Raw genomic sequence first — 26,466 nt, 5'->3', positions numbered from 1 at the left:
GCTTCCCGACCCCTCGCAGAAGCTTCTAGCAGGCTGTGTTTTGTTTGTCGACAAATAAAATACAAGAATCACAGCGCAAGGTCGAGCCGGTCGCCGCGGGTGAACAGCGACTGCACCTGCTGCACGATCTGCTGGGCATGCGCCTTGCCGATGCGGTCGGCTTCCTCGACGTCCCTTGCGGCGATCGCGGCGATGATCGCGCTGTGCTCCTCGACGAAACGATCCGGCATATGGCCTTCGTAGGATTGGTAGTAAAGCCGGAGAATGCGCCGCCCCTCGTCCAGAAGCCGGCGAAAGAGACCGGTGAAATAGGGGTTGCGTCCGGCCTCGGCGATGGCCGAGTGAAAGGCGGCGTTGGTCGCGATCATCGCCAGGGCGTCCTGGGCGGCGACGGCGGCGGCATAGTCGTCGTGATAACCGCGGATGATCGCAAGGTCGTCCGGCCGGTGATACTGCGCCGCCAGTCGCGTCGTCACCCGGTACATCAGCGTCAGTGCGTCGAAGAAGCTGTTGAGATTGAGAAAGTCGATGTTCGACACCATGGTAGACCGGTTCGGCAGCGCTTCGATCAGGCCCTCGCCGGCAAGCCGCACCAGCGCCTCGCGGATCGGTGTACGCGACATCTTGAACCGCTCGGCGAGCTGTACCTCGTCGACCGGGCTTCCCGGCGAAAGCTTCAGGTCGAGAATCTCGTCGCGCAGAATATCGTAGACCATTTTGACACCGGAGCCGCGCTTGCGCTCCGGAAGGGCGTCGGGACGTATATCGGTCATGAAAAATCCTTTTGTCGACATAAGAAATACTTTTCCCCGTCGCGCGGTCAATGGGCTTCTTCCGATGGGGTGTGGTTTGCGCTACGCGCCACGATGCTCGCGCAGGAAGGCGACGAGGGAGCGTCCGGCGTCGAGGACATGGTCCCGGGTCAGCCGTGAAGCGCGTTCTGCGTCACCCGCGATACAGGCGGCAAGAATGGCCTCGTGCTCGCGGCCCGCACGCATCAGCCCGTTGGTGAAGGTGAGCTGGGCCCGCAGATAGCGGTCGATCCTGTCGAGCGCGGCTCCCACGGTCTGGAGATAATAGGGCCGGTGTGAGGCCTCATAAAGCGTATAGTGAAAGCGCCGGTTGATATCGCTCCAGCGGCCCGGATCGGTTTCGCGATCGAATTCGAGACAGTGACGGCGGGCCGTTTCAAGCGTGACTTCATCGAGATCGGGGACGGCAAGACGCATGACCTCCGCTTCGATCAACGCGCGGAACTCGAAGATTTCCTCGATCTCGACGATCGACAGCCCCGCAACGATGGTCCCCCTGTAGCGCTGGCTGGTGGCGAGCCCGTGCTGCTCCAGACGGGTCAGCGCTTCCCTGACGGGAATGCGGCTGGTGTTGAACATCCGGGCGATCTGATCCTGCCGCAGAGCCGCGCCCTCCGCGAGTTCCCCGGAAATGATGGCCTTGCGCAGGGTCTCGTAGACGATGTCGGCGGCGGACGCGGTCTGCCGGACGTCGACGGCCTCGAATTTCATGGTCTTTTCTCCACGCGGGATCAGTATGCCGTTCCCGTCTCCCGGTCATAGGGCCAATCGGCCTGGCGGGCAACGGCGGCAGAAATCCATCTGTTGCGGCACGGAGGTGATTGTATATTGGATCCTATTTTTCTATCCTTATAACACCGCTCCGCTGTTTTTCTCCGCGGCGCGGGAAGGTCGTGGATCAAATCCCTTGAACGTGGAGGAAGCGCAATGCGCAGCAGCAAGGTCATCCATATTGTTTCATGCCATGCGGAAGGGGAAGTCGGCGACGTGATCGTCGGCGGGGTGGCCCCGCCTCCGGGCGATACGCTTTGGGAGCAGCGCAATTTCATCGCCAACGACAAGACGCTGCGGGATTTCGTGCTGAACGAGCCGCGAGGCGGGGTATTCCGCCATATCAATCTTCTGGTCCCGCCGAAGGATCCGCGCGCCACCATGGGTTTCATCATCATGGAGCCGGAGGATACGCCGCCCATGTCCGGCTCCAACTCCATTTGCGTTTCGACCGTGCTGCTGGACAGCGGCATCGTGCCGATGGTCGAGCCGGAAACCCGCATGGTGCTGGAAGCGCCGGGCGGCCTGGTGAATGTGGTCGCCACCTGCCGCAACGGCAAGGCGGAGCGGATCGCCGTCACCAACGTTCCCTCCTTCGCCGACAAGCTGGACGCGAAGCTGGAGGTAGAGGGCCTCGGCACCCTGACTGTGGACACCGCCTATGGCGGTGACAGTTTCGTGCTGACCGACGCCCGCACGCTCGGCTTCGCAGTGACGCCGGACGAGGCGCGGGAGCTTGCCGAGACGGGCATCCGCATCACCAGGGCCGCCAACGAACAGCTCGGTTTCACCCATCCGGAAAATCCGGAATGGAACCATATCTCCTTCTGCCAGCTCACGCTGCCGGTGGAGGAGCGCGACGGCGTTCTGCACGGACGCAACACGGTGGTCATCCAGCCGGCCAAGCTTGACCGTTCCCCCACCGGAACGGGGTGCTCGGCGCGCATGGCGGTGCTGCATGCCCGTGGCCGGATGAAGGTTGGGCAGCATTTTTCCGGCTATTCGATCATCGATTCGCGCTTCGATTGCCGCATCGTCGGCGAGACCACGGTCGGCGGCCGTCCGGCCATCGTGCCGGAAATCTCCGGCCGGGCCTGGGTCACCGGCACCCATCAGGTGATGCTCGATCCGGACGATCCCTGGCCGGCCGGCTATCGCCTCGCCGATACCTGGCCGCGCAAGCGCTAGATCGTTATGAACTCGGGCCGAATAGGCCTGAATTCATAAGATCGCTTCCAGAGACAGAGCGGGATGCGGACGGAAAACCGCTCCGCACGTTTCCCCATTCGGCTCTAGGCGATTTTCCTGCGGAAATGGCGTCCGTCCTCGCAGACGGGCGTCCAGTCGCGCGAAAAGGCGATGCGCCGGAAATCCGGCTTGTCGAAGTGCCGGCGGAAATTGCGCAGGATCGTTGCCGCAAGTCCCGGGCCCTCTCCCCGGCCGGCCGGGAGAAGGCTTTCCAGAAGCCCGCGCTCAGCGGGGGAAATCTCGTAGCGCCATGCGCCATTGTGGCGGGCGACATAGGTCGCCTCGACGAGATACATCGCCGGCAGATGCTCCAGCGGGGCGAGGGCTTCCGACGGGAGGGTCGCGACGCTGTCTGCCTGCCGGATGAGGTCGGCAAGCGTCAGCCGGCCGATTTCCCGCTGCAAGGCTTCCGGCCATTCTGTCGCGAAAAAACGGTGACGGATGACGCCGCGCAGATGGGCGTGGATGAAGGCTTCATAATCGGCCGCCTCCAGCAGGCCGCCGGCGTCGATGTCCGTTTGATCCGCTTCCGTCCGATAGGCCGAAAGGATGGCGGGATCGAGGGGATGGCTCGCAAGGCGGACGGTTTCCAGTTCCGCTCCGTCAGCATGGAGCGTGAGGATGCGATAGCCGCCGGGATAGCCCGCGGTCGAGGGCACGGCGACATTTGTCAGGCCGTCTTCTGTCGTCACATTATCGATATGGAGATGGCCGCTGAAATGCAGCCGAAGGCCCGTCTGCGCCAGAACGGCGGCGGTTGCCGCAAGCGGTGTGCGGCGCACGAAGACCGTGCGGCCAAGCAGGCGTTCCTCGTCGCCGTGGGTGTCGTCGAATGGATCGACGGCGGGATAATGGGTGAAGGCGACGAGCCGTTTTCCCTGCTCGTCCGCCCGCCGCACGATATCGGCGATCCAGTCGATGAGATAGGGACGGTGGCGGACCAGCGCATTATAGCCGGCGTCCGTACTGTCGTCGAAAGCGTCTTCCGGCCGCCGGAAACCGTCGCCGTTGCGGGGAACGAAGACGTTGCCGTCTATGGAGAGCAGCCAGACGCCGGGGGAGGGCTCCACCAGATAGGACGCATCGATGAAGCGCCGGTGTCGCCGTCCGTCCGGTGAGGCAACGGTGTATTGACGGTCGGCGAGCGCGTCGGACGGGCCGAACGGCGTTTCCCAATGCAGTTCATGCCCGTCGCGGAAGAAACCCAGGGCGGACGGCAGGCCCTGCGCATAGGACCGGCAGCGCATGGCCGGATTGAAGATCGTCCGCTCGCCATCGTCGGATTTCGATCCGGAGACGGTGAAATGGTTGCCGTTCGCCAGCAGGAACCGGCGGTCGAGGCTGCGGCCGGTATCGCCGTAAACATCGTGATTGCCGACGGTGGCGTAAAAGCGCATCCCGAACCGTTCCCCGTAGGATCGCATCAGCGCGAGGGCTGCGGTGACGCTGGCTTCCTGCCCGTCGTCGGAATAGTCGCCCACCACGATGACGTGGCGGATGCCGCGCGCGGCGATGTCGTCGAGGGCGGCGCGGAAGGCGTGCCCGCTTTCGTTGAAGAGCCGGGTGGAGCGGGCGCTGTCGGCGAGCGTGCGCAGTTCCAGCCTTGCCGGCAGGCGATCCGCCCCGATCCGGCCGAGACGGTAGTCGCCGCGAATATCGTGGACATGGGGATCGGCAACGACGGCGAAACGCTGCTGCATTCCGTTCTTCCTTTCTCGTTCAGGCAGTTGGCCGGGCTCCTGCTAATCCGCGATGCGTCCGAGCACGTCGTCCAGGGCATTCAGGAAGCGATCGCAGTCCCCGGCGCTGAAGGGGGCCGGCGGCTTGATCTTCAGGACGTTATGATGCGGACCCTCGCTGCTGAGCAGGATATGGTGCCGCTCCTTCATCCCGGTGATGACGAGATCGAGTTCGCGTGCCGCCGGTTCCAGCGTCTCGCGGTCGCGCACCAGTTCGATACCGTTGAAAAGACCATAACCGCGCACGTCGCCGATGAGCGAATGGCGTCGGGCCAGTTCCCGCGCGCCATCCATCAGCCGGTCGCCGATCACAAGGCAATGGTGCATCAGCCGCTCGTCGCGGATGACATCCAGCACGGCGAGGCCGATTTCCGCGGAGACCGGATTGCCGCCGAAGGTGTTGAAATACTCCATGCCGTTGGCGAAGGCGGCTGCGATCGCCTCGGTGGTGACGACGGCGGCCATCGGATGGCCGTTGCCGATCGGCTTGCCCATGGTGACGATGTCCGGCACGACGCCCTGCGTCTCATGCGCCCACATGTGACGGCCGACGCGGCCGAAGCCGACCTGCACCTCGTCTGCAAGGCAGAGCCCGCCGGCCGCGCGCACATGGGCGAAGGCTTCCTTCAGGTAGTTTTCCGGCAGCGTGAGCTGGCCGCCGGTGCCGAGGATGCCTTCGCTGAAGAACAGCGCGGGCCTGCGCCCTTCTGCGGCCAGTGCGTCGATCCTGTCCTTCACGCTCTGTGCATATTTGCGGCCCGCGTCCGCGTCGCCATAGCGGAAGCGGCCGCGATAAAGGTCGGGCATCTCGGCGACCTGGACGTGGGCGGGCTGGCCCTCGCCGCCCTTGCCGGCGAATTTGTAGGGGCTGACGTCGATCATGCTCGAAAGGTGCCCGTGATAGGCATGGTCGACGGTGATGATGTCGCGGTTGCCGGTATAGGCGCGCGCCAGCCGGATCGCCAGATCGTTGGCCTCGCTGCCGGAATTGACGAAGAAGCAGACGTTGAGCGGGTCGGGAAACTGCGCCGTCAGCCGGTGGGCGTATTCCACCAGCGAATCGTGGAGATAGCGCGAATTGGTGTTGAGCCTTGCCGTCTGCGCCTGCGCCGCCTTCACCACGCGGGGGTGGCAATGGCCGATATGGCAGACGTTGTTGACCATGTCGAGCCAGCGCGTGCCGGTCTCGTCGATGAGATGCGCTCCCTCGCCGCCGACGATCTTCAGCGGGGCCGACCCATAGGCGGTGGAGAGCGACCGGCCGATGTGGCGATGCCGCTCGCGCATGAGAAACGCCTTGTCGCGCGCGACACGCACCGCGGCGGGGACCGGCAGGCCGAGCACGACGCTGGGATCGGGGCTCACCGCGCGCCAGACCTGCCACTGGTCGCGCACGCCGACGCCGTGCATGCGGCCCCCAAGGCCGAGATGGTCGGTGACGATCTGGAAGTGCAGGTGCGCGGCCCAGTTGCCGTTCTCCGCCGCCGCGCCGAAGGCCGCGAAAGCCTCGCCTTTGGCGATCGGCTGGCCGATGGAGAGCTTTTCCACGCCGGCGCGGGCGAGATGCCCGTAAAGCGTCCAGAAAACGGTTCCGTCGTCCGTGCTGTGCTCGATGAGCACCGTCGGCCCGAAACCGTAGTCCACCGCATCATCGTGAATGAAGGCGATCTTGCCGGCAAAGGGCGCATGGACCGGTTCGCCGGCCGGCGCGAAGATATCGATGCCGAGATGGGTGGTCCTGCGTTCGCCCTCCGTCACCGTCTCGAAGGCGTCGCCCTTGTAGATGACCCGGTCCTCGCCGTAGAGGCCGATGGCGAAATCCGAACCGTCCCGGGCGATGCGGTCGAAAATGCGCGCCTCGAAGGCGGGCGTGTCGAGGCCGGCCCATTCGTCGGCATTGGCTTGCGAGAAGTCGAGCGCGGTCACTTTCGGCTTTGCGGTCCGGGGGCGGACGACGGGCGAAAAATCATGGGCGTTGCGTTCCAGCCAGCGCATGACCGCCGCCGCACCGGGGATCGGTGAAAAGCCGCAGGCATCGCGGATGCGTGCGACCGCGATAGCCCGGTTTTCCCGGTCCAGCCGCCGCAGTTCGCGCCAAATGTCCTCCTGGCTTACCAGAAGATAGGTGTTTTCCGGATTGGCGCGGATCTGCTTTGCGGCCATGCAGATGCTGACCGCATAGCGGGTGCGCACGAGATCGAACAGCAGCCCGGCTTCCGTCTCGCTGATCGGGTTGACCGCGTGATAGGCTCCGGCGATCGCGGCAATCGTATCGACGCCGTCATTTTCGCCGATGAGCGCATAAGCCGCTGCAACGGCGATCTCGACCACCCGGTAGGTCTTCACCATGTCGCCGAAGTCGAGAAGTCCGCTGACATTGCCGTTGGCGTCGAGCAGCACGTTGTAGTCGTTGGCGTCGTTATGGATGATCTGGCGCGGGCAACCGGCGAGGCGCGGCAGCGTGTCGGTCGTGAAACGGTGCAGGACAGCGCGTACCGCGTCACGCTTTTCCGGATCGTCGATCATGTCCACATGGGCGATGTGCCTTTCGGCGCGGCCGATGTCCCAGTCATAGATGCGCTCCGCGCCGCCGTGATCGAAGCGCTCCAGATGCCGGCCCAGTTCGCCGAGCAGGCGGCCGAGCGTTTCGGAGCTTGCGCGATTGCGGATCTTCGCCTTGGCCCAGACGTCGCCGGGCAGCCAGTCGAGCAGGCGTGCGGTACGGGGGCCGTGAATATCGACGGTGACGGCCGCCTTGCCGGACCGTGCCGCAAACATGCGCGATACCGGAAGATCGGGGGCCGTCCGGCGCAGGTGCTCCAGCACGGCGATCTGCATGTCCAGTTCCGCCGCGTCGCCGGGCGCATGAAGCTTCAGCAGGTACTGCCTGCCGTCTCCGGCGTTCACGCGGAAATTCAGGTCGTGCTCTCCGGGCAGCGGCGCAAGTGCGCCCCCCACGCCGTAACTGTCGCGCAAGAGGGCTTCGATCTTCGCCAGCTGCTGATCCGCCATCGTCATCTCCCGTATAACCGTTTTCCTGCCTCTCCGTTACCAGCAAAAAGCTAGCGGGGAAACGTTCGCGCGGCGAGCCTCGGCAGCAGCAGGCCGAACCCTGCGCAACGGGCAAGCTGGAAGATCACCATGGCGATCCAGAGACCGTGGTTTCCGAAGGGTGGTTGCAGGATCGTGAAGGCGGCAACGAAGACCGCAAGAGAGAGAAGCATCATGTTGCGCATCTCGCGCGACCAGGTGGCGCCGACGAAAACGCCGTCGAGCTGGAAAGCCGTGACGGCTGCGACGGGCAGGATGGCCGCCCAGGGCAGGAAACGATCGGCAATGTCGCGCACGGCGGCTGTCGGCGCCATCATGTCGATCAGGACAGGGCCGGCGAAAAGAAGGCCAAGGCAGAGCGCAACCGCAAATCCGAGCCCCCATCGGGTGGTGGCGCGAATGGCGAAGTCGAAGGCCGGGCGATAGCGCGCGCCAACGGCCCGGCCTGCCAGCTGCTCGGCTGCTGTGGCAAAACCGTCGAGGATCGCGACGCTGACGAAATAGAGCCTGAGCAGGATCGTATTGGCAGCCAGAATATCGACCCCGAGGGTTGCGCTCTGGCGCGTGAAAAGTGAAACGCCGACAAGAAGTGCGATAGAACGGACCATGAGATCGAGATTGACCCGCAGCAGGCGTCGCCAGTTCCATCCGCTTTGTATGTTGCGTTGTTTCCACGCCTCCCGGTCGATAGTGCGGGCCATCACCAGCAGGCCAACGGCGAAGGTTGCAAATTCGGCGAAGAGACTGGCCATCGCCGCGCCGGCAACCCCGAGATCGAGATAAAGCACCAGATAGATGCTGAGGCCTATGCAGACGCCGTTCAGGAACGTCTGCAAGGCAAGCGCCATGAGGACGCTACCGCGGCCGAGCAGCCAGCCGAACAGGACATAGTTGAACAGCACGAACGGAGCGGACCAGATGCGCCAGAAAAAATACTCCCGGACGACGGGACGCAGAGCCTCGTCGACCGAGAGGGCGGCCATCCCGCCCGCGAGGATGAGGGCCTGCGATGCGACGAGCATCACGCCCATCGCCAGCGCCAGGCAGATCGCGCCGGAAAGGTCCTGATACTCGCCGCGTCTGTCGTTGGCCCCGACGGCCTGCGCCGTGAAGCCGGTCGTGGCGAAACGCAGGAAGTTGCAGGATACGAAGACGACGTCGAAGATGACCGAGGCCAGCGCAACCCCGGCGATGAGCGCGCTGTCGCCCAGCCTGCCGATAACCGCTGTCGCCACCAGGCCGACGAGCGGTGTCGACAGATGGGTGATCATCATCGGAATAGCCAGCGCCAGCACCGTGCGATGGCCGATGCTGAAGGCGATGGGCTGGTTGGCGGCGGTCGGCGTCAATCATCTGATCCGGCTGTGAGGGCCTCTGGTGTGTCCAGCGCAATTCCGGTGAAAGCGGAAATCGGTTCTATGTCCGGACTTGCGCTAGATATGCCAGGGCGTGCGGCCGTCGTCGCAATGATAGCGGGCGACCAGTTCATGATAGCGCTCGATTTCCCGCGCGGTGCGTTCCTCGGTCCATTCGAGTGGCCCGGCGGCGGCCTTTGCCGCGCGCTCCACCGCTTCCGGCGGTATATGCGTGAACCAGCCGAGCGGCAGCCTTCGGAAAAGCAGATCATAGAGGGACATCGGCTGTTCTTCCCGTGCCGATTCGATGAGGTCGGCAATGCCGATCAACGGGTAGCTGTCGACGATCGGCTGCGGCACCGGTGTTCGCGAAAATTTCCTGGCGCGAAACGACAGTGGCCGGGCAGGCCCTGCCGGTGCGATGCGTTTCCTGACCGCTTTCAGGATTTCCGCCGATGCGGAGCGATGGAACATGATCGCCGCCCAGGTGAGGGTGAACACATTGGGCATGCCCTCGTCCGTCAGGTCGTACATCCGGCTGAAGGCCATCCGGTTTCCTTTCGGGAACGCGGGATCATAGGTGATGGGCCGAACGCCTGCCCACGCCTGCTTGACGTCGCTGCGGGAGATCGCGATCCCCGGCATCATGTAGTTGATCTCGTCGATGATCGAGGCGATGTCTTCCTCCAGAGGCCGGACATCGTCGAGATCGCCATCGTAAAGGGTCTCGGTCGGGCCGATATAATGCAGGTCTCCCCACGGAATACAGGCCTGGCCCTCCTTGGAGCGCGTGGCCCCCATGATGCCCTGGCCGCGGCATTCCGGCGGCAGCTGAACGAGGATATGGACGCCCTTGACGGCCAGCACCTTGCGCGGCGCCGGCGTTGCGCCATCGACGGTGCGGTTGACCTGATCGATCCATGCGCCCGCCATGTTGAGGATAACGTCGCAGCCGACCTTGGCCGTCGCATTGCCGTGGAGGGCGTCCTCCAGCGTCACATCCCAGCGACCGTCCTGCGTGCGGGCTAGTTTCGTGGCGCGTGTGTAGTTACGGACCGTGGCGCCTTTCCGGCGCGCCTCGATCACCGCGTCCACGCAGATGCGCTCGGGCCAGTCGAACTGATGATCCTTGATGCTGACGACGCTTGCGGCATCGTTCTTGTCGCGCAGCCAGTCGATGAACCGGGGTGTGTCGGCGGAACCGGGCCGGCTGCGGCGATAGCCGAGCGACTGTCGGTTCAGGTTCAGGAATTGCAGCAGCCGCGCCCCGATGTCGACCTGCCAGCCGGCATAGGGAGAGTTTTTGTAGACGACGGAGTGCACCGTCATCGGGCGCGCCTGTTCCGGCGTGGTTGCCAGGAATTGCGTGCTGGAACGGATCGAGCGCCACGCGGCGCTCATGGCGGCGATGACCTTCTTCGGCTCCTTGATGAACTCCCAGACGGAATAGGTCGGCGCGAGATAGCGCAGGCCGCAGTGCAGCAGGCGGCCGGAACGGCTCGTGGCCGCGGATGCGTAATCGTCCTTCTCGACGAGCAGGACATCGTATCCGGCGGTCGCCAGATATTGGGCCGCGCTCGCGCCGCTGATGCCGCCGCCGACGATGACGACCTGGAAGCTCCGGCCGTCGATCTCTGCCAATTGCTGTCTCATGCCATGCTCTTTTGCTGATCCGCCGGCTGTATCCGGGCGAGAGTGGATTGGTCGAAAAGATGGAGATGGCCGGGATCGCGCAGAAGGCCCACCGTCTCTCCAACGCGGACATCCATGCGTCCCCGATAGGAAACCGTCACTTCCTCCTGCCCGGCGCGGGCGACGACGAGCGTGTCGAGTCCGGTCGGTTCGATCAGCGCGACATTGGCGACGATGGCGTCCGGCCGATCCTTGCTGACGATCTCGATATGCTCGGGACGGACCCCCAGCAGGACCTGCCGGCCTTGCATCGCTCCATAGTTTGCGGGGAGCGCAACTTTCACGCCGGACTTCGAGGTGAAGCCATCCCCGTCGACACTGCCAGCAAGGAAATTCATGGCGGGCGAGCCGAGAAAGCCGGCAACGAAGCGGTTTGCCGGGTTGTCGTAGAGATCGAGCGGGCAACCCATCTGCTCGATACGTCCGCCGCGCATCACGACGATCTTGTCGGCCATGGTCATGGCCTCGATCTGGTCGTGGGTGACATAGATCATGGTCGTTCCGAGCCTTTGATGAAGCTCCTTGATCTGTGCCCGCATGCTGACGCGCAACTCCGCGTCGAGATTGCTCAGCGGTTCGTCGAACAGGAAGACCTGCGGATTGCGGACGATCGCGCGGCCCATGGCGACCCGTTGTCGCTGGCCGCCCGAAAGCTGCCTCGGATAACGCTCCAGAAGCTGTGACAGGTCCAGGATATCGGCGGCCCGCGCCACCCTCTCGCGGATCTGTTCCTGTCCGAGCCGTTGCAGCCGCAGGGAAAAGCTCATGTTCTCCGCGACGGTCATATGGGGATAAAGCGCGTAGTTCTGGAACACCATCGCGATATCCCGGTCACGGGGCTGGAGGTCGTTGACGACCCTTCCCGCAATGCTGATGGTGCCTGAGGAAATGTCCTCCAGACCCGCGATCATCCGCAATAGCGTCGACTTTCCGCAGCCGGAGGGTCCGACGAGGACGACGAACTCGCCCGCGGCCACGTCGATATCGATGCCATGCATGATCTCGAGGCTGCCGTAGGCTTTCCGCACGTTGCTGATATTCACTTCGGCCATGTTTCAATCCCGATTGTGCAGGCGCGTGGTGGATGCGCTGCAAGCAGTTTTCATTGTTTCCACGAGGCTTTCGCGCCCTAGCGCACGCCGCCCGCCAGTCCGCCCGAGATCAACCGCCTTTGCAGGAACATGAAGACCAGAACCACGGGCACGCTGAAGACGACGGATGCGGCCATCTGCGGTTCGAAAAGGGTGAAGAACTCGCCGCGGAACGAGCCGAGCCCGACCGCGCCGGTCCACAATTCCTGTTGCGAGACGAGCGTCCTTGCGAACAGGAATTCGTGCCAGCTCGTGACGAAGCCGTAGATGAACACGACGATCAGTCCGGGCGAGGCGAGCGGCAGGGCCACATGCCAGAATGCAGCCAGACGCGTGCACCCGTCGATGCGGGCGGCATTTTCCAGATCGAGCGGAATACTGTCGAAATACCCCTTGGTCATCCAGACGGCGAGCGGAATGACCAGCGAGATGTGACCAAGCGTTACGCCCTGAATGGTGTTCAGCATGCCGAGCTGTCGGAACAGGTCGTAGATCGGCACGACGATTGCTGTCGGCGGCATCATCTGGGTGACGAGGATCAGGATCATGATCAGCCCGGCCCCCCGGAAATGGAGCCGGCTCAGCGCATAGCCGGCCGAGGTGCCGATCAGCAGCGACAACGCGGAGGAAATACTGGCGACGAGAGCGCTGTTCAGCAGCCAGCGCAGCATCGGCCTTTCGGTGAAGAGCTGCGTGAAGTTGTTGAAGGTCAGGCTGGCCGGGTAGAAACCCTCCACGCTTCGGCTCATCCCCAACTTGGTGAATGCAAGAACGAGCATCCAGTAGATGGGGAAGAGAATGCAGATCGTCGTCGCGACGAGGATCAGGCGATGGACCGCCTTCGATAGAGTGAGGTTTCTCATGTCGCCGCCGCCCCGCGCATTTCCCGGCCCAGCGTGAGGCGAATGTAAAGAGCGACGATGACGACCGAGAAGATCAGTGACAGAATTCCGAGCGCCGCGCCGTAACTGAAGTCGAACGAACGGAAGGCGGCGTTGTAGGTCTGTATCACCAGGGTCTCTGTCCGCCGATTGGGGCCTCCGCCCGTCAGGATATGAATGACGGCGAAGGAGCGGAAGCTCAGGATCCCCAGCAGAATAATGGTCACGGTCACGATGTAGCGCAGTTGCGGCGCCGTGATGTGCCAGAACTGCTGCCAGCCGTTGGCGCCATCGACATTGGCGGCTTCGTAAAGTTCTTCCGGGATGGCCTGAAGCCCGGCCAGAAGGAAGAGATAGGCGACGGGAAAATCCCCCCAGATCTGCACGGCGATGAGGGAACCCAGCACATAATCGCGGTCGATCAGCCATTCGATGTTGGAATTGATGCCGGGCAGAAGCTGCACGATACGGTTCATCACGCCGAAATTGGCGTCATACATGACACCCCAGACGAGTGTCGTGGCGACGGCGGGAATGGCCCAGGGCAGAATGAAGAAGGTCCGGAACAGGGACCGCCCCATGAATGCCCTGCGCGTCAGCAGCGCGGCGATCAGGCCGACGAAGGTGGCGCCGAGAACGGACCCCGACATGTAAACACAGGAACGCCAGACGGATGCCAGGACGTTCTTGTCGGAAAACATCTTCACGTAATTATACAAGGTGAAGTCGCCACCCGTTGCCGGGCTGGTGAGCTTGATCATCTGAAAGCTCAGGATCAGGCCTTTCACGATGGGAAAGCCGATGACGACCGCAAGCGTCAGCAAGGCGGGCGCCACCATGAGAGCGGGAAAACCCATTCCATCGGAAAAAAGCTCCCTAAACCGGACGAGCGCCGGTTTAGGTCGAGCTTCATGCCGGGCGTCCAGGGGGATGCTTCTCGGCACCATGTTCATTTTCCGCAGCAGCCCTCGAGTTCGTCCTGGACTTCAGCAAGCGCATCCTTCGGCTCCACCCCGTCCTGGAGCGATGCCACCACGCCGTTGACCACGATCGGCCATATCGTATTGAACTGGTTTTCATGGCCGGGAACGGTGATGGGGATCGCGGTTCCGATGCTCTTCAGCCAGGGCTCGAGATAGGGCCGCGACGCGATCTGTTCCTGGGAAACCGCATCCACGCCGAAAGGCACGAAAGGCGAGTGATCCGCAAAGGTGCTCTGGATTTCCGGCCGCGTGATGAGTTCGAGGAAGGCCTGGGCGGCTTCGGGTTCCTTTGCATCCGCGTTCAGGGCGAGGGCAACGGTGACGCCGCCGGTCGCCACGCCATCCCACGGACGACTTGCGGACTTGTAGCAGTCGTAATGGTCGGGATTGTTCTGCTCGACGAAGGGAAACTGCCATTGGCCGTCGATGGTCATTGCCGTCTTGCCGGTTGCGAAAAGCGAACGCTGGTCGGTTTCGCTCATGCCGCGCGGCGCGAGACCCTCGTCATAGATGGTCTTCATGAAGGTGAGCGCCTTTTCGACCGGCTCGGAGGTCAGCGCGAACTGCCCGTCGGCATCGGCGAAACGGCCGCCATGCGCGATCGTCCACATGAGGAGCATCTCATAGGTCGGATCCTCGCTCGCGTTCATCATGCTGGTGCCGTAGCGCGTGATGTTTCCGGATTCGTCGCGCTTGGTCAGCTTGCGGGCCGCCGCCAGATACTCTTCCGGCGTGGTCGGCGGACCGGAGATGCCGGCCTCTTCGAAATAACAGGCGTTGTAGATCATCTCGAGGGTGCGGCCGGCGATCGGAACGGCGTAGATCTTGCCGTCGACCGTCAGGGCGTCCCAGCCGCCGGACTGGATGCGCGCCTTGACGGCGGGATCGGAAAGCAGATCGTCCAGCGGCTTCAGCTTGCCGGCGGAGACAAGCTCATGCAGATTGGAGGTGTTGACGCCGATGACGTCGGCGGCGTCACCGCTCGCCATCTCGATCACGAGCTGCTGATAGTACTGGGCGCCGGTGGTGTTCCTCACGACCATCCTGTTGCCGGTCTCCGCCTCATAGGCGGCGACGCTGTTGCGCCACCAGGTCGAAATTCCCGGCTCGTCGTACTGCCAGAGAAAGATGCTGACATCGGCGGCGGAGGCTGCCGGCGCTAAAGTCGTCGTTGCGAGCAGCGCAGACAATGCAATCATCGATTGCCGCATCTTTGGATTGAAGTTCTTCACGGCGTTCCCCTTATTATTGCCAAAAGCCTTCACGGAGCGTAGACGCGCGATCCTGATTCATGGGATAATCCCAGTCCGATGGTTGCGCTACCATTGGATTGTAAGCATAGGCCGGACAGTGACGCAAGCAGAAAATGTTAGCGCTATCATTCGGGGGTGACGGGGTGGAAATAAAACGAAGTGTCCCAAGGCTCGCCGATGTCGCGCGCCTGGCCGGCGTAAGCCCGATAACGGCTTCCCGCGTTGTCAGGGGAGAGGGGCCGATCGCGCAGGCCACCCGCCAGCGGGTGCTCGATGCGGTGCAGCAGCTCGGTTACGTGCCGAACCGGGCCGCCGGCGCTCTCGCCTCGTCAAGCTCGAAGCTGATCGGCGTTCTGATTCCCTCGCTCACGAATATCGTGTTTCCGGATGTGCTCAGGGGCATCAATGTCGCGCTTGCGGCGAGTGGCTATCAGGCGCTTGTCGGTGTGACCGAATACGATCCCCGGATCGAGCAGGAGATTGTCGCTTCGCTGCTCGCATGGAATCCCGAGGCGCTCATCCTGACCGGCTTCGATCATACGGACGCGACACGGCGCATGCTCGACAATCACAAGGTGCGGATTGCCGAACTGATGGAGATCGACGAGACGCCCATCGACGTGGCTGTCGGACTTTCCCATCCGAAAGCGGGTCTGGAGATTGGCCGTCACCTCATTGCCAAAGGCTACCGCAAGTTCGGCTATGTCGGACACGACTGGCGCGCGGACCGCCGGTCACGGTTGAGATACGACGGATTGAGGGCTGCGCTGGCGGACCATGGCCTGGGCATCGTCGCCGAGCATTACTCCGAAGGGCCCAGTTCCATCCAGAAGGGACGGCAGTCGCTGGCGTCACTGCTAGAGCAGGGCCGGGAACTCGACGTGGTGGTCTTCTCGAACGACGACATGGCGGTTGGCGGATACCTGCACTGCGTGGCCGCCGGCCTTGCCGTGCGAGATGATCTGGCTCTCTTCGGCTTCAACGGTCTTGAGATCGGCGAAGCCCTGCCACATGCTCTTTCCACGATCTATTCGGATCGTTTCCGTATCGGAAAGATCGCTGCCGAGAAACTGCTTGAGCAGAAGTCCAGGCCTGCGGAGCAAACGATCATCGATATCGGCTTCGTCTTGCGGGAAGGCCAGACGGCATGAGGGCCGCATGCTGCCAAAGAACGGCGACACGTGCGGGCCTCTCTTTTTGCCGGCTCTTCCCTAGAAGTTGGAGGCGGCTTGTGAAATCGAGCGGGCAGCGGCGGTGACAAGGGGGGCGAAGACGTCCTCGGCCTTTTCCGGCGTGTAGCGTGCGCTGGCGACGCCGATATTGACGGCGGCGACGGGGCGGCCGTTGCCATCGAGAACGGCGGCGGCGACGGAGAGGTCGCCGGGGAAGAACTCACCCCATGCGGTCGCATACCCCGCTTCACGGGCGGTCTCCAGTTGCAGGAGAAGTTCGTCGACCGTATGGATCGTCTGCGGTGTGAAAGCCTGCAATGGCGAACGCCGGAGAAGGGACAGCGCTTCCTCACCCGGCAGGCAGGACAGAATGGCCTTGCCTGGCGCCGTGCAGAAGGCCGGCATGCGGGTGCCCACGACGACGTCGGTGTTCAGCATGTGCCGGCTCATGAAGCGGGCTGCGAAAACGATCTCCGGACCGTCGGGCAGGGTGAGGTTTACCGTTTCTTCCGTCTCGCGGCTGAGATGGAGGAGATAGGGCATGGCCTGGTTGACGATCGGGTTGGCGGTGATGAAATGGCGCGCCATCTCGAGGCTTCGCAGGCTGAGCTCGAAACGCTTGGTCACCGGATCCTTGTGCAGGTAGCCGAGCTTGTTGAGCGTATGCGTGAAACGCTGCGCCGCGCTCTTGTCGAGGCCGACGCTGGCGCAGATCTGCGCCAGGCTGAAGGTCCGGTTGGTGCCATCGAAGGCTTCGAGGACACGAAAGGCCTTTTCCACCGATCGGACCATCAGCGGATCGGCGCTGTCAACACGCTTCGTCTCGTCGGAAGACACGCTTCTCACCTTGGCGATCGTTTCGACGCCCTGGGGCGGCATTGAATATTCCTCCCCCTGTAGCCCGGTCCCGAAAGGCGGGCAAGCCCGCTTCCACCGCGCGGGCCGCCCCCGTCTCCCCGCCGGCATCCCGGGCCGGCGCAAGACGACGGGGCCGTGTCATGCGCCGGTCGGTCAGCGCCAGCCGAGTTCCGGCGCGACATATTTGAGGATCGCCTCGATGACATGGGCGTTATAGTCCACGCCGAGCTGGTTCGGCACGGTCAGAAGCAGGGTGTCGGCTTCGGCAATCGCCTCGTCGCCGGCAAGCTGCCGGACGAGTTCATCCGGCTCGGCGGCGTAGGACCGGCCGAAGATGGCGCGTGTCTGGGCGTCGATATAGCCGACCGAGTCCTCCTCCTTGCCGCCGTGGCCGAAATAGGCACGGTCGCGATCGTCGACGAGCGCGAAAATGCTGCGGCTGACCGAGACGCGTGGCGTATGGCTGTGGCCGGCAGCCTTCCAGGCTTCGCGATAAGCGCGGATCTGTGCGGCTTGCTGGACATGGAAGGGCTCGCCCGTTTCGTCGTTTTTCAACGTCGAGCTTTGCAGGTTCATGCCGAGTTTCGCCGCCCATTGGGCGGTGGCGTCGGAGCCCGCGCCCCACCAGATGCGGCTGCGCAGGCCTTCGGAATGCGGCTCGAGCCGCAGGAGGCCCGGCGGATTGGGAAACATCGGGCGTGGATTGGGCTCGGCAAAACCTTCGCCTTTCAGGAGATCGAGGAAGACCTCGGCGTGCTGCCGCCCCATGTCGGCGTCGCTCATCCCGGCCTGCGGCTGGAAGCCGAAATAACGCCAGCCATCGATGACCTGCTCGGGCGAGCCCCGGCTGATGCCGAGTTGCAGCCGGCCGCCGGCGATCAGATCGGCCGCGCCCGCGTCTTCCGCCATGTAGAACGGGTTCTCGTAGCGCATATCGATGACGCCGGTGCCGATCTCGATCCTTTTCGTCCTCGCGCCGATGGCGGCGAGCAGTGGAAAGGGCGAGGCAAGCTGGCGGGCGAAGTGGTGGACACGGAAATAGGCCCCGTCGGCGCCGAGTTCTTCGGCCGCGACGGCAAGGTCGATCGACTGGAGAAGCGTATCGCTGGCCGAACGGGTCTGCGACTGGGGCGTGGCGCTCCAGTGGCCGAAGGAGAGAAAGCCGATTTTCTTCATGAAGGTCCTGCCTCGAGATTACGCGTGTGGTTTTTGAACTGCCTGCAAGATGGGTCGAAGCGGCAGGTTTGAAAAGCCGCCAATTGCAAACACTGCGTTCACCAAGCGCGCATGACCGTCAGGCGTGGCGGTATCGTCGGTTCGGCATCACATATTTTCTGAGGTGGTTATTGACATGTCATACCAGTTGAGAAATATAGGCGTGCCGGAGCGGGCAAGGAAAACTCAGGCCATCCGGATCGCCGGTGACCGTTTCATGTGGGAGATATTCGATGACGTCGATCGCGCTGTTCGGCGCCGGTGGCAAGATGGGCTACCGGCTTGCCAAGAATCTCATGGGATCGCGTTTCGACGTCCGCCATGTCGAGGTGGGGGCGGCGGGCCGGGCGCGGCTTGCCGATGATCTGGGCATCGCCTGCGTCTCGGCCGATGAAGGCCTCGATGGTGCGGATGTCGTCATTCTGGCGGTTCCCGATACGGCGATCGGCAAGGTGGCGGCCGGCATCTCCGACAAGCTGAAGCCCGGCACGATGGTCGTCGCGCTCGATGCCGCGGCGCCCTTTGCCGGGCACCTGCCCGAGCGCGCGGACCTCACCTATTTCGTTACGCATCCCTGCCATCCCCCGATCTTCAACGATGAGACGGATCCGGCGGCCAAGCGTGATTTCTTCGGCGGCGTCGCCGCCCGGCAGCATATCGTTTCGGCGCTGATGCAGGGGCCGGAGAGCGCCTATGCGCTGGGCGAGGAGATCGCCAAAGTGATCTGGGCTCCGGTCATGCGCTCGCACCGCGTCACCGTCGAGCAGATGGCGATGCTCGAGCCGGGCCTTTCCGAAACGGTCTGCGCTTCGCTTCTCGTCGTCATGCGCGAGGCCATGGACGAATGCGTGCGGCGCGGCGTGCCGAAGGAGGCGGCCCGTGACTTCCTGCTCGGCCATATGAACGTTCTCGGCGCGGTGATCTTCGAGGAAACGCCGGGCGTGTTCTCCGATGCCTGCAACAAGGCAATCGAATTCGGCAAGCCCGCCTTGATGAAGGATGACTGGAAGCGGGTCTTCGAGCCGGAGGAAATCGCGGCCAGCATCCGCCGCATCACCTGATCGAATCGGCGGCCAGTCCGCTGCGCGGCGTCTCGTGCGCCGTTTTGACTGAAATGCATGGGGCGGCCGTTTCCAGGGAGGGAATGGCCGGTCGGCCCAATGCCTAACCGGGAGGAAAACATGAAGATTACCCGCAGAATGACCGTCGTCGGCTTTGCCGCCATGATGGCCGCAAGTGTCGCCATGCCGGCCTTCGCCGCCGATCTCATCGCGATCATCACGCCCAGCCACGACAATCCGTTCTTCAAGGCTGAAGCCGTCGGCGCCGACGCCAAGGCCCGCGAACTCGGCTATGAGACGCTGATCCTGGTGCATGACGACGACGCCAACAAGCAGTCCCAGCTCATCGATACGGCCATCGGCCGCGGCGCCAAGGCGATCATCCTCGACAATGCCGGCTCCGAGGCGTCGATCGCCGCCGTGCAGAAGGCGAAGGACGCCGGCGTTCCCTCGTTCCTGATCGACCGCGAGATCAACGCCACCGGCGTCGCCGTTTCCCAGATCGTTTCCAACAACTATCAGGGCGCGCAGCTCGGCGCGGAAGAATTTGTCCAGTTGATGGGCGAGAAGGGCAATTATGTCGAATTGCTCGGCCGTGAGGCCGACCTCAACGCCGGCATCCGCTCCAAAGGCTATCACGACGTCATCGACGAATATCCGGACCTGAAGATGGTCGCCCAGCAATCGGCCAACTGGAGCCAGACCGAGGGCTATTCCAAGATGGAGACGATCCTTCAGGCCAATCCGGATATCCAGGGCGTGATCGCCGGCAACGACACCATGGCCATGGGCGCCATCGCGGCGCTTCAGGCGGCGGGCCGCAACGACGTCATCGTCGTCGGCTTCGACGGTTCGAACGACGTCCGCGACTCGATCAAGTCCGGCGGCATCAAGGCGACGGTGTTGCAGCCGGCCTATGCCCAGGCCCAACTCGCCATCCAGCAGGCGCATGACTACATCACGACCGGCAAGGCGCCGGCCGAGGAAAAGCAGCTCATGGACTGCGTGCTCATCACCGCCGACAACGCGGACAAGCTCGAGACCTTCGCGCTTTCTGAATAATCCCCCGGGATCGGGCGCGGCGGGCGAAGACCCGCCGCGCGACCGCTGTTTACGACGGAGAATGGGAATGGCTGGGTTCAGTGCCGCATGCGCCATCATGCTTGCCGGGGCTCTCGCGCTTGGCGGCTGCAAATTCGTCAGGACCGAGGACGAACAGAAGCGGGCGGCGGCGGGCGCCTTCAATCCCGAGAGGCTGGTCGCCGAAATCTGGGACACGAAGGTCGTTCCCTATCTGGAGGAGCGCGCAGGTCCCTTCGAGGATGTCGCGGCGCTGGCGGCCGGCGATCCCGATGCGGCCGGCGCGAAATACGGCCACAAGGAAAAGCAGGGCAATGCGCCCTGGACCTTCGCCGCCCGGATCGACGGTACGATCGTCGCTGCGGAAACGAAATCGCGAGCGGCCTATGTCGACGTGGACGTCGACGGTGACAGCAAGGCGGATGTGCGCGTTTCGATCGGGCCGGCGATCCGCGGCACGGCGATCCGCGACAGCCTGGATTTCGTGAACTTCAATGAATTCAAGAATCAGATCGAATGGGCGCAATACGGCAAGTCGTTCAACACCCATGTGAACGGCGCGCTGCTCGAAAAGCTGCCGCGCGAGGGGCTGACCGGCAGGTCGATCAAGGCCACCGGCGCCTATCCGCTGCCGGCCGGGGGACAGCTGCCGCAGTTCGTGCCCGCGACGATCACCATCGGGGGCTCATGATGACCGATATCGATGACGGCGACGTCATTCTCGAACTGAAGGACATCACGAAAGCCTATTCCGGCATCGTCGCGCTGAAGAAGGCGAACCTCAAGCTGCGGCGCGGTGCGGTCAACGTGCTTGTCGGCGAGAACGGTGCGGGCAAGTCGACGATGATGCGGATCATCGCCGGTGTGGAACGTCCCACGCTTGGCGAGATTTGGATGGACGGCAAGCGCATCCAGTTCGACAATCCCGCCGACGCGGTGCGTCACGGCATCGGCATCGTCTTTCAGGAACTCAACCTTTTCGGCAATCTCTCCGTTGCCGAAAACATCTTCGCGACCCGCGAAATCACCCGTGGGCTGCGCGGCATCGATCATCAGGCGCAGGTCGACCGGGCGAATGTGTTCTTGAACCGTCTCGAAGCCGGCATTTCCGCCGATACGCTCGCCGAGGACCTGCCGATCGGCCAGCAGCAGCTCGTCGAGATCGCCCGTGCGGTGTCGCTCGACACCCGCATCCTCATCATGGACGAGCCCACTTCGGCGCTGAGCGCCGCTGAGGTCGACGTGCTCTTCCGCGTGATCGCCGACCTCAAGGCGCAGGGCGTGGCCATCGTCTATATTTCGCACCGGCTGGAGGAACTGATGCGGATCGGCGACTACATCACGGTGCTGAAAGACGGCCAGATCACCGGGCACGCGAAGGTGAGGGACATCGACACGCGCTGGATCGTCCGCTCGATGATCGGTTCGGACGCCAAGGATTTCGCCAAGCCGGTGGATCATCTTCCGGGAGAGGAAGTCTTCCGCACGGAAGAGATCTGCCTGCCGCGCGCCCAGGGCGGTTACGCCGTCGATAATGTCTCCCTTGGCGTGCGCAAGGGGGAAATCCTCGGTATCTACGGCCTGATGGGAGCAGGGCGGTCCGAATTCTTCGAATGCGTCATGGGACGTCACGAACATGCGACCGGGAAGATCTTCATCGACGGCAAGGAACTGAAGGGGCGCGACACGACCCGCCGTATTCGTGAAGGGTTGGCGCTGATCCCGGAGGATCGCCAGCGCGAAGGCCTCGTGCAATCCATGTCGATCGCCGACAACCTTTCGATGGCCAGCCTCGGCCAGTTCCTGAAGGCTGGTTTCCATATCGATCTCAAGCTTGAGAAACGGGCGATCATGGATGCGATCCGCAGCTTGTCGATCAAGGCGAAGAACCCGGAATTCGAGGTTACGTCGATGTCCGGCGGCAATCAGCAGAAAGTGGTGATCGGCAAGGCGCTGATGACCGGGCCGAAGGTGCTCCTGATGGACGAGCCGAGCCGCGGCATCGATGTCGGCGCCAAGGCGGACGTGTTCCGCACCATGCGGCGGCTGGCCGGCGAGGGGCTGGCGATCCTATTCTCAACCTCCGATCTCGAAGAGGTCATGGCGCTTTCCGACCGTATCGCGGTGATGAGCAACGGCCGGCTCGTAAGGCTGGTCGACCGCCAGGATGCGACCGAGGAAATGATCGTCGCGGCTTCCGCGGAAGGACATAAACCCAAAAGGATGCATGCGTGATGACGACAGCAACGCAAACTGCCGCCGCCGATAACCTCTCCGGAGGGTCGGCCCTGCTCACGCTGATGAAGCTCAGGACCTTCATCGCGCTCTTCGCGGTGATCATCTTCTTCTCGATCTTCGCGCCGAACTTCCTTTCGACCGCGAACATGATCCTGATGTCGAAACACGCCACGCAGAACGCCTTTCTCGCGATCGGCATGACTTTCGTCATCATCACCGGCGGCATCGACCTGTCGGTCGGTTCCATCGTCGGGCTCTGCGGCATGATCGCGGGCGGGCTGATCATGCATGGCGTGGCATTGCCGCTCGGCTATACCGTCTATTTCAACGTCTTCGAGGTCGTGATCATCGTCGCGGCGGCCGGCATCCTCATCGGCGCGGTCAACGGCCTGCTTATCACCCGTCTCAACGTCGCGCCCTTCATCGCGACGCTCGGCACGCTCTATGTGGCGCGCGGCATGGCGCTGCTCTATTCCGACGGCCAGACGCTGCCCAATCTTACCGGCCGCGAGGATCTCGGCAATCAGGGCTTCGCCTATCTCGGCTCCGGCACGATCATCGGGCTGCCGGTCTCCGTATGGATCCTGATCGCCGTGGCGCTGGCGGCCGCCTATTTCGCCCGCTTCGTGCCGCTCGGCCGGCATATCTTCGCCGTCGGCGGCAATGAAAGCGCTTCCCGCATGTCGGGTATCCGCGTCAACCGCGTGAAGATGTTCGTCTATATGTTTTCCGGCTTCTGCGCGGCGATCGTCGGCCTCATCGTCTCCTCGGAACTGATGGCGTCGCATCCGGCGACCGGCACCAACCTCGAACTGAACGCCATTGCGGCCGCCGTTCTCGGGGGGACATCCATGTCGGGCGGGCGCGGCACGATCGGCGGCACGATCGTCGGCGCCTTCGTGATCGGTATTCTTTCCGACGGGCTGGTGATGATGGGGGTCAGTTCCTTCTGGCAGATGGTGATCAAGGGGCTGGTGATCATCGTGGCGGTCGTGGTCGACCAGGCGCAGCGCCGCCTCCAGCAGCGTGTTACCCTCATGCAGATGGCGAAGGCGGACTGAGGATGGCGAAAGTCAAGGGCGCACTGATCGGCTGCGGCTTTTTCGCCGTCAACCAGATGCACGGCTGGCGGGACCTGCCGGAGGTGGAGATCGTGGCGGTCTGCGACCGCGATCCCGAACGGCTGAAGATCGTGGGCGATCAGTTCGGCGTGACCCGGCGGTATCCGTCGCCGGAAGAGATGTTCGCCGACGGCGGCTTCGATTTCGTCGATATCGCCACGACGGTCGGCAGCCATCGGGCACTCGTGGAGCTTGCCGCCCGGCACAGGGTGCCGGCGATCTGCCAGAAGCCGTTCGCGCCGACGCTCGACGACGCACGGGCCATGGTCGATGCCGCCGACAAGGCCGGCGTTCCCCTGATGATCCACGAGAATTTCCGCTGGCAGACGCCGATCCTTGCGGTGAAGGAAGCCCTCGGCAGCGGCGCGATCGGAACGCCCTTCTGGGGACGGGTGTCGTTCCGTTCCGGTTTCGACGTCTTCTCCGGCCAGCCCTATCTGGCCAGAGGCAAGCGCTTCATCATCGAGGATCTCGGCATCCACGCCCTCGATATCGCCCGTTTCCTGTTCGGCGACGTCGACCGGATGACCGCGCGCACAAGGCGCGTCAATCCGCAGATCGCCGGCGAGGATGTCGCGACCATGCTGCTCGACCACGCAGGCGGCGTCACCTCGATCGTCGACGTCAGTTATGCGACGCGGTTGCCGGAGGAGCCGTTCCCGGAGACTTTCGTCGAGATCGATGGCGAGAAGGGCACATTGCGCCTCGGCAAGGATTACCGCCTCGTCGTCCACGGGCCGGCGGGCACATGCGAGCAAGTCGTCGCGCCGAACCTTTTGCCCTGGGCCTCGCGGCCATGGCACAATATCCAGGAGAGCGTGGCGCTCATCCAGAAGCACTGGATCGAAACGCTTGCGGCCGGGAAAGAGCCGGATACCTCCGGCCGCGACAATCTCAAGACCTTTGCGCTCGTCGAGGCCGCCTATCTCAGCGCCGGACGCGGCGAAACGGTGGACCTTGCGGAGCTGCTGGCATGAATGACGACCTGCTCCGCCTCTACGGGACATATGAGCGCGAGCCGGAAAGCCTGACGCTCTTCACCGGTGATCTGGCGGCTGAATTTCAGGACGGTAATCTCCGGGGCTTGCGTTTTCGCGGGCATGAAGTGCTGCGCGCCGTCTCCTTTCTCGTCCGGGACAAGGACTGGGGCACATGCGGCGCGGAAATCAGCGGCCTGACGGTCGATGAGACGGAAAGCGGTTTCTCCATCGCCTACCGCGCCCGTTTCACGGCGCCGTCCGGCGCCGTCCTCGAATGCGATATCGTCGTTTCCGGCCGTCCGGACGGCATTGTCCTTTCCGCCGATTGCGTGAGCGACGGTGATTTCGAAACCGCGCGCGCCGGTTTCGTCGTGCTGCATCCGGTCGTCGGCGTGGCCGGCGAGCCGGTCGAGGTCCGCCATAGTGACGGCCATGTCGAAAAGAGCCGCTGGCCCGAGCGCATCGAGCCCTGGCAGCCGTTCAAGGATATCGCTGCGATCACCCATCGCGTCGCGCCCGGTATCGCGGCGGTGACGCAATTTGCGGGCGACGTCTTCGAGATGGAGGACCAGCGCAACTGGACCGATGGGTCCTACAAGACCTATGTGCGGCCGCTCGCCCTGCCATGGCCCTACATCCTGCCGAAAGGCGAAAGGTTCCGCCAATGCGTTTCCGTCGGGATCGAGGCGGAGGAGGGTGCCGCGGCGGCTCCGGATGGCGCGCAAGCCGTCACCCTGCGGCTGACGCCGACGGAGGTCCGCTTCCCCGAAATCGGTGTCGGTCTGCGACCGGAATGCCTTGGGGAAGAGCGGACGGCGCTCTGCGTTCTCAAGACGATCGGCGCGCGGCATCTGATCGCCCATTTCGATCCCGGCGCGGGCCATGGCGTCGAGGCGCTGAAGGGGTATGCGGAGATTGCCGAACGATCGGGCCTGAAGGTGACGCTGGAATTCGCCCTACCATGCAAGCGGCCGCTCGGCGAGGAGATGACGGAGATCGCGGCGTTTGTCAGGCAAGCCGGTCTCGGTCTCGATACGCTGTTCGTCTGCCCGTCGGTCGACCGGCAATCGACGCCGCCCGGCAGCCAATGGCCGGATTGCCCGCCGCTGCCGGACGTCTATGCGGCGGCGCGGAAGGCGTTTCCCGGCATCCGGCTCGGCGGCGGCATGATGAGCTATTTCACCGAACTCAATCGCAAGCGCGTGCCGGGCGATCTCCTTGACTATGTCAGCCATTGCACCAATCCGATCGTCCATGCGGCCGACGATCTTTCCGTCATGCAGACCTTCGAGGCGCTGCGGTTCGTCGTCGGTTCGGTCCGGGCGATCTATCGCGGCAAGCCTTACCGCATCGGCCCGTCGACCATCGCCATGCGGCAAAACCCCTATGGCAGCGCGACGAAGGAAAATCCGGCGGGTTCCCGCATCCCGATGGCCAATGTCGATCCCCGTCACAACGGCGCGTTCGGTGCGGCCTGGGTGCTGGCCTATGCCGCGACGGTGGCGACGGCGGGGTTGGAGGTCCTGACGCTTTCGACCCTTGCCGGCCCGTTCGGGCTCGTCGCCGGAAAGGGCGAGCCGGCGGCCGGAGGGGAGCCGCGCCCGCTCGCCCATGTGCTTGCGCGTCTTGGGGCGCTGTCCGGCGCATCCGTGACGGCGGTGGAGACCTCGCGGCCGGATGCGGTGCTCGGTCTTGGCCTCGACGATCGGCTGCTTCTCGCCAATATCACGCGGGAACGGCAGCGCGTCGCGCTGGCGGGGCAGCCACGCGCCATCTGGGAGATCGCGGCGGATCGGCCCGAACTGCCGGCCGGGAGGCAGGTCGTTCTGCCGCCTTACGGTTGTGTCGAGATTCTTCCGTGAGGC

The 26,466-nt window shown here is 63.7% G+C and carries 21 protein-coding genes; 9 read left to right on the top strand and 12 right to left on the bottom strand.

Going from position 1 to position 26,466, the window contains the following annotated elements; all coding sequences use genetic code 11:
- Positions 1-68: 68 nt before the first annotated feature.
- Together KYK29_RS07845 and KYK29_RS07840 are read right to left on the bottom strand one after the other, a co-directional pair.
- Positions 69-773, bottom strand: a complete 705-nt coding sequence (locus KYK29_RS07845; RefSeq protein ID WP_254690333.1) for a GntR family transcriptional regulator — start codon at positions 771-773, stop codon at positions 69-71.
- An 81-nt stretch (positions 774-854) separates the two neighbouring features.
- Complete coding sequence (locus tag KYK29_RS07840; RefSeq protein ID WP_254690332.1) at positions 855-1,523, bottom strand: GntR family transcriptional regulator; 669 nt, start codon at positions 1,521-1,523, stop codon at positions 855-857.
- A gap of 216 nt (positions 1,524-1,739) precedes the next feature.
- Here KYK29_RS07840 and KYK29_RS07835 point away from each other — a divergent pair, with 216 nt between their 5' ends.
- Entirely contained in the window at positions 1,740-2,771 is a 1,032-nt protein-coding gene (locus KYK29_RS07835; protein ID WP_254690331.1) for a trans-3-hydroxy-L-proline dehydratase, read from the top strand.
- 104 nt (positions 2,772-2,875) lie between these two features.
- On the opposite strand, the gene KYK29_RS07830 is transcribed toward KYK29_RS07835, so the two are convergent.
- From KYK29_RS07830 to KYK29_RS07795, 8 genes are all read right to left on the bottom strand, one after another.
- Entirely contained in the window at positions 2,876-4,531 is a 1,656-nt protein-coding gene (locus KYK29_RS07830) for a metallophosphoesterase family protein (RefSeq protein WP_254690330.1), read from the bottom strand.
- 42 nt (positions 4,532-4,573) lie between these two features.
- A complete protein-coding gene (locus KYK29_RS07825; RefSeq protein ID WP_437437234.1) occupies positions 4,574-7,582 on the bottom strand; it encodes an aminotransferase class III-fold pyridoxal phosphate-dependent enzyme in 3,009 nt (1,002 codons plus the stop codon).
- A 50-nt stretch (positions 7,583-7,632) separates the two neighbouring features.
- Positions 7,633-8,970, bottom strand: a complete 1,338-nt coding sequence (locus KYK29_RS07820; RefSeq protein WP_254690328.1) for an MATE family efflux transporter — start codon at positions 8,968-8,970, stop codon at positions 7,633-7,635.
- Between the two features lie 84 nt (positions 8,971-9,054).
- Positions 9,055-10,629 (bottom strand): FAD-dependent oxidoreductase, encoded by a 1,575-nt coding sequence (locus KYK29_RS07815; protein ID WP_254690327.1) that lies wholly within the window; start codon positions 10,627-10,629, stop codon positions 9,055-9,057.
- Positions 10,626-11,720 carry an ABC transporter ATP-binding protein gene (locus KYK29_RS07810; RefSeq protein WP_254690326.1) on the bottom strand — a complete coding sequence of 365 codons (1,095 nt, stop codon included), beginning with the start codon at positions 11,718-11,720 and terminating at the stop codon, positions 10,626-10,628. Before KYK29_RS07810 ends, KYK29_RS07815 begins: the two co-directional genes overlap by 4 nt.
- Positions 11,721-11,797: 77 nt before the next feature.
- Positions 11,798-12,622: a carbohydrate ABC transporter permease gene (locus KYK29_RS07805; protein ID WP_254690325.1), complete on the bottom strand. Its 825-nt coding sequence runs from the start codon at positions 12,620-12,622 to the stop codon at positions 11,798-11,800.
- A complete protein-coding gene (locus tag KYK29_RS07800) occupies positions 12,619-13,497 on the bottom strand; it encodes a carbohydrate ABC transporter permease (RefSeq protein WP_254690324.1) in 879 nt (292 codons plus the stop codon). Before KYK29_RS07800 ends, KYK29_RS07805 begins: the two co-directional genes overlap by 4 nt.
- Positions 13,498-13,589: 92 nt before the next feature.
- Entirely contained in the window at positions 13,590-14,855 is a 1,266-nt protein-coding gene (locus KYK29_RS07795; protein ID WP_254690323.1) for an ABC transporter substrate-binding protein, read from the bottom strand.
- Between the two features lie 164 nt (positions 14,856-15,019).
- Here KYK29_RS07795 and KYK29_RS07790 point away from each other — a divergent pair, with 164 nt between their 5' ends.
- On the top strand, positions 15,020-16,027 hold the full coding sequence (locus KYK29_RS07790; protein ID WP_254690322.1) for a LacI family DNA-binding transcriptional regulator: 1,008 nt from the start codon (positions 15,020-15,022) through the stop codon (positions 16,025-16,027).
- 60 nt (positions 16,028-16,087) lie between these two features.
- On the opposite strand, the gene KYK29_RS07785 is transcribed toward KYK29_RS07790, so the two are convergent.
- Together KYK29_RS07785 and KYK29_RS07780 are read right to left on the bottom strand one after the other, a co-directional pair.
- Positions 16,088-16,927 (bottom strand): IclR family transcriptional regulator, encoded by an 840-nt coding sequence (locus KYK29_RS07785; protein ID WP_254690321.1) that lies wholly within the window; start codon positions 16,925-16,927, stop codon positions 16,088-16,090.
- A 132-nt stretch (positions 16,928-17,059) separates the two neighbouring features.
- Complete coding sequence (locus KYK29_RS07780; protein ID WP_254690320.1) at positions 17,060-18,082, bottom strand: LLM class flavin-dependent oxidoreductase; 1,023 nt, start codon at positions 18,080-18,082, stop codon at positions 17,060-17,062.
- Between the two features lie 272 nt (positions 18,083-18,354).
- Between KYK29_RS07780 and KYK29_RS07775 the strand changes: the two genes are divergently transcribed.
- The 7 genes from KYK29_RS07775 to apnL all read left to right on the top strand — a co-directional run bounded on the left by KYK29_RS07775 (position 18,355) and on the right by apnL (position 26,463).
- Entirely contained in the window at positions 18,355-19,182 is an 828-nt protein-coding gene (locus tag KYK29_RS07775) for a phosphogluconate dehydrogenase C-terminal domain-containing protein (protein WP_254690319.1), read from the top strand.
- Between the two features lie 120 nt (positions 19,183-19,302).
- Positions 19,303-20,244 carry a D-ribose ABC transporter substrate-binding protein gene (locus KYK29_RS07770; protein ID WP_254690318.1) on the top strand — a complete coding sequence of 314 codons (942 nt, stop codon included), beginning with the start codon at positions 19,303-19,305 and terminating at the stop codon, positions 20,242-20,244.
- A gap of 67 nt (positions 20,245-20,311) precedes the next feature.
- Positions 20,312-20,953 carry a DUF2291 family protein gene (locus KYK29_RS07765; RefSeq protein ID WP_254690317.1) on the top strand — a complete coding sequence of 214 codons (642 nt, stop codon included), beginning with the start codon at positions 20,312-20,314 and terminating at the stop codon, positions 20,951-20,953.
- Entirely contained in the window at positions 20,953-22,497 is a 1,545-nt protein-coding gene (locus KYK29_RS07760; RefSeq protein ID WP_254690856.1) for a sugar ABC transporter ATP-binding protein, read from the top strand. The genes KYK29_RS07765 and KYK29_RS07760 overlap by 1 nt, the downstream gene beginning before the upstream one ends.
- The gene (locus tag KYK29_RS07755; protein ID WP_254690316.1) at positions 22,497-23,561 is read left to right on the top strand and encodes an ABC transporter permease; all 1,065 of its coding nucleotides are present in this window, start codon (positions 22,497-22,499) and stop codon (positions 23,559-23,561) included. The genes KYK29_RS07760 and KYK29_RS07755 overlap by 1 nt, the downstream gene beginning before the upstream one ends.
- A gap of 2 nt (positions 23,562-23,563) precedes the next feature.
- A complete protein-coding gene (locus tag KYK29_RS07750) occupies positions 23,564-24,598 on the top strand; it encodes a Gfo/Idh/MocA family protein (RefSeq protein WP_254690315.1) in 1,035 nt (344 codons plus the stop codon).
- Entirely contained in the window at positions 24,595-26,463 is a 1,869-nt protein-coding gene (gene apnL, locus KYK29_RS07745; RefSeq protein WP_254690314.1) for a D-apionate lactonase, read from the top strand. Before KYK29_RS07750 ends, apnL begins: the two co-directional genes overlap by 4 nt.
- Positions 26,464-26,466 lie beyond the last annotated feature (3 nt).

It is taken from the genome of Shinella daejeonensis, from assembly GCF_024281235.1.
Taxonomy (GTDB): Bacteria; Pseudomonadota; Alphaproteobacteria; order Rhizobiales; family Rhizobiaceae; genus Shinella; species Shinella daejeonensis.
The sequence above is the reverse complement of the archived record's forward strand: the minus strand, read 5'-3'. Positions and strand labels throughout refer to the sequence as shown.

Bases quoted from the DNA above. Each gene is read 5' to 3' on its own strand.
- KYK29_RS07845 (WP_254690333.1), bottom strand. From the start codon at position 773: ATGACCGATATACGTCCCGACGCCCTTCCGGAGCGCAAGCGCGGCTCC.
- KYK29_RS07840 (WP_254690332.1), bottom strand. From the start codon at position 1,523: ATGAAATTCGAGGCCGTCGACGTCCGGCAGACCGCGTCCGCCGCCGAC.
- KYK29_RS07835 (WP_254690331.1), top strand. From the start codon at position 1,740: ATGCGCAGCAGCAAGGTCATCCATATTGTTTCATGCCATGCGGAAGGG.
- KYK29_RS07830 (WP_254690330.1), bottom strand. From the start codon at position 4,531: ATGCAGCAGCGTTTCGCCGTCGTTGCCGATCCCCATGTCCACGATATT.
- KYK29_RS07825 (WP_437437234.1), bottom strand. From the start codon at position 7,582: ATGGCGGATCAGCAGCTGGCGAAGATCGAAGCCCTCTTGCGCGACAGT.
- KYK29_RS07815 (WP_254690327.1), bottom strand. From the start codon at position 10,629: ATGAGACAGCAATTGGCAGAGATCGACGGCCGGAGCTTCCAGGTCGTC.
- KYK29_RS07810 (WP_254690326.1), bottom strand. From the start codon at position 11,720: ATGGCCGAAGTGAATATCAGCAACGTGCGGAAAGCCTACGGCAGCCTC.
- KYK29_RS07805 (WP_254690325.1), bottom strand. From the start codon at position 12,622: ATGAGAAACCTCACTCTATCGAAGGCGGTCCATCGCCTGATCCTCGTC.
- KYK29_RS07800 (WP_254690324.1), bottom strand. From the start codon at position 13,497: ATGGGTTTTCCCGCTCTCATGGTGGCGCCCGCCTTGCTGACGCTTGCG.
- KYK29_RS07785 (WP_254690321.1), bottom strand. From the start codon at position 16,927: ATGCCGCCCCAGGGCGTCGAAACGATCGCCAAGGTGAGAAGCGTGTCT.
- KYK29_RS07780 (WP_254690320.1), bottom strand. From the start codon at position 18,082: ATGAAGAAAATCGGCTTTCTCTCCTTCGGCCACTGGAGCGCCACGCCC.
- KYK29_RS07775 (WP_254690319.1), top strand. From the start codon at position 18,355: ATGACGTCGATCGCGCTGTTCGGCGCCGGTGGCAAGATGGGCTACCGG.
- KYK29_RS07770 (WP_254690318.1), top strand. From the start codon at position 19,303: ATGAAGATTACCCGCAGAATGACCGTCGTCGGCTTTGCCGCCATGATG.
- KYK29_RS07765 (WP_254690317.1), top strand. From the start codon at position 20,312: ATGGCTGGGTTCAGTGCCGCATGCGCCATCATGCTTGCCGGGGCTCTC.
- KYK29_RS07760 (WP_254690856.1), top strand. From the start codon at position 20,953: ATGACCGATATCGATGACGGCGACGTCATTCTCGAACTGAAGGACATC.
- KYK29_RS07755 (WP_254690316.1), top strand. From the start codon at position 22,497: ATGACGACAGCAACGCAAACTGCCGCCGCCGATAACCTCTCCGGAGGG.
- KYK29_RS07750 (WP_254690315.1), top strand. From the start codon at position 23,564: ATGGCGAAAGTCAAGGGCGCACTGATCGGCTGCGGCTTTTTCGCCGTC.
- apnL (WP_254690314.1), top strand. From the start codon at position 24,595: ATGAATGACGACCTGCTCCGCCTCTACGGGACATATGAGCGCGAGCCG.